The following is a 2,397-nucleotide window of genomic DNA, read 5'->3' on the forward strand; positions in this document are numbered from 1 at the left end:
ATTCCACTTGGAGCTGTTGTAATTATCTCTCTCTTTGATTATGTGATTAAGTTCGATTTCTTCAAAAAAATAAATAGAAAAAAGGAAAGAATGAATGGAATATAAAAATGGTAGAATCAAAAATTGCTAAAACATTTAGTGAAAATGATAAAGTATGGCTCATTTCGATTACGGAATGCATCCAAAGCATATTTCGCATGAACAGCTTCTGTCCTCATTGCGGGTCAGCCTCCTTCTCTGTCCCCTCATTGTGTGAGTAACTTCGTCTAAATATGTATCGACAGACCAGTGAATTCATCCCGGACTGCCTTACAGTTCATAAAAACAAATATTTTAAATAAATCACCAATTTTTGCTGATGAATGCATCACGTCCTGATTGTTTGCGTTCCTCCTTATAGTGCTTGGCATTCTTGTGGTAATTTTGATGGTACTCTTCAGCCGGATAAAATACCGATGCCGGGAGGATTTCCGTTACAATTGGCTTATCAAAACGTCCGCTTTGCGCAAGCTGCTCCTTGGACTTTTGCGCAAGCTTCCGCTGCTGCTCCGTATGATAAAAAATGGCAGGCTTATACTGTGTCCCCCGATCCTGAAACTGGCCCTCTTCATCCGTAGGGTCTGTTTGCGGCCAATACAATTCCAGCAGCTTTTCATACGGAAACTGTTCGGGATCAAAAGTAATCTGCACCACTTCATAGTGACCGGTCAGTCCTGTTTTTACCTGTTCATAGGTCGGATCAGGAATCGTTCCTTGGTATAGCCTGAGACTATGCCATGAATGCCTGGCAGTTCCTCAAAGGGAGTCACCATACACCAAAAGCATCCACTTGCAAAAGTAGCTTTTTCCATTTTCCAACCAACCTTTCCATTGCTTCATCTTAGTGCATTAAATTTTTATCATATCTGAAAACGAAACCTTATAAAAGAGCGAAAGCGAAATTTTCTACATATACTTCCCAAGAGGGCATTTCATTCGACTGGGGTTTTCCTCCTTATACAACAAAAATGCTGACATCTACACAACTTGATGTCAGCAGGCAAAAAAATCAGCAGCGTTAATTGGGCTGCAAGGATACCACTGCAACGTCCGTAACCGTCAGCAGAATGAGGATAGCGTCTTACCCTTCTACTACATCTGCTTGCAGATCCGTTGCAATTTCAATCATCTTAGGCACGACAGCCTCATTGGAAATAGCTACATACACATCCCCCATGTAATGGCGAAAAGGGATATCTACGCCAGCATAGTTCCACATAAAAAAATCTCCCTCGACCGACATGGTGCTTTCAGGACCTTGTATGGTCAGCACTCGTGAGTACGAAAAATCAGGCTGGGATGCAAAGTAATCCTTGCACTCATCCAGGGAAATAGATTGCTCAACAGGACTTTCCTGCATGGAACGGGTGATTCGAAAACGCTGTTTCATTGATCTGCCTCCATACTATGTTTAAGAAATCTGGCCCTCATACCTTATAATGTCCACAGACCGATGTCAACGCAATTGGTACCATATGGGATTTTATTATAAATTTTTTAAATCGGCTTTATTGCACACCAAAGCCCCTCTACCGAATCTTCTTCTAGTTTGCTACGTTAAGCATTCTAGAATAAATCTAGCTTTGGGGCTTTAAGCACGTATCCAAATGAAACTAAATAACCAGCTGCCAGTTGGCTTTTGTCGACCTAGCTTTGCCTTTATGATCGTATAAATCGTACTTGTTAAGAATAGTAGAAGTGTACCCTATTAGTGGAGTCATTCTGTCGCTTCTACTCTACTTCAGTGAGTTCTGGTTGTGCTCTTACTGATAGAGATAGAGTTACCTAGCTGCGATGAAGCCAAAGGAAGAACAGGGGGAGCAACTATTATGTATATAAGATTGTTTGCACACACCTTGTCGTTGAAAGGAACCAAGTTCCCGAACGGGGGGAAATCGATATGGATCGGTTACACTTAGTTGGACAGAAAAAATAAGGGCTAGTAGAATGAAAACATTAGAATTAGGAGCGGATCTACTATGCCAAGACAAAGACGTACATTTACAGCAGATTTTAAGAGACAAATGGTTCAGTTATACGAAACGGAAAGCCGAGAGCAGCCATTGCGAGAGAGTATGAGCTTAGCCCATCGGCTCTAGATCGCTGGATCAAGCAGGCTCAAACCTCAGGTTCATTCGCTGAAAAAGATAACCGAACCGCAGAAGAGAATGAGCTCCTTGCGCTCCGTAAAGAAAATGAGCGACTCAAGATGGAGAATGATATTTTAAAGCAAGCCGCGCTGATCATGGGACGAAAGTAAAAATCATTAAGCAAAACAGTGATAAATACTCGGTATCAGCATTGTGTGAAGTCCTGCAAATCGCTAGAAGCACGTTCTACTATGAAGCGAAAGAAAAA

General features: G+C 41.7%; 1 protein-coding gene and 2 pseudogenes. 1 reads left to right on the forward strand and 2 read right to left on the reverse strand.

What is annotated here, in order from left to right:
- Window positions 1-342 precede the first annotated feature (342 nt).
- Together msrA and JO375_RS16285 are read right to left on the reverse strand one after the other, a co-directional pair.
- A pseudogene (gene msrA, locus JO375_RS16280) lies at window positions 343-851 on the reverse strand (peptide-methionine (S)-S-oxide reductase MsrA).
- 269 nt (window positions 852-1,120) lie between these two features.
- Complete coding sequence (locus JO375_RS16285; RefSeq protein WP_229525456.1) at window positions 1,121-1,429, reverse strand: hypothetical protein; 309 nt, start codon at window positions 1,427-1,429, stop codon at window positions 1,121-1,123.
- A 589-nt stretch (window positions 1,430-2,018) separates the two neighbouring features.
- Here JO375_RS16285 and JO375_RS16290 point away from each other — a divergent pair.
- Window positions 2,019-2,397 (forward strand): annotated as a pseudogene (locus JO375_RS16290) (transposase); the annotation flags it as partial.

Origin of the sequence: Paenibacillus farraposensis, assembly GCF_020736845.1 — a bacterium.
Lineage (GTDB): Bacteria > Bacillota > Bacilli > Paenibacillales > Paenibacillaceae > Paenibacillus > Paenibacillus farraposensis.

Excerpts from the sequence above, each read along its gene's own strand:
- JO375_RS16285 (WP_229525456.1), bottom strand. The coding sequence starts at position 1,429 with ATGAAACAGCGTTTTCGAATCACCCGTTCCATGCAGGAAAGTCCTGTT.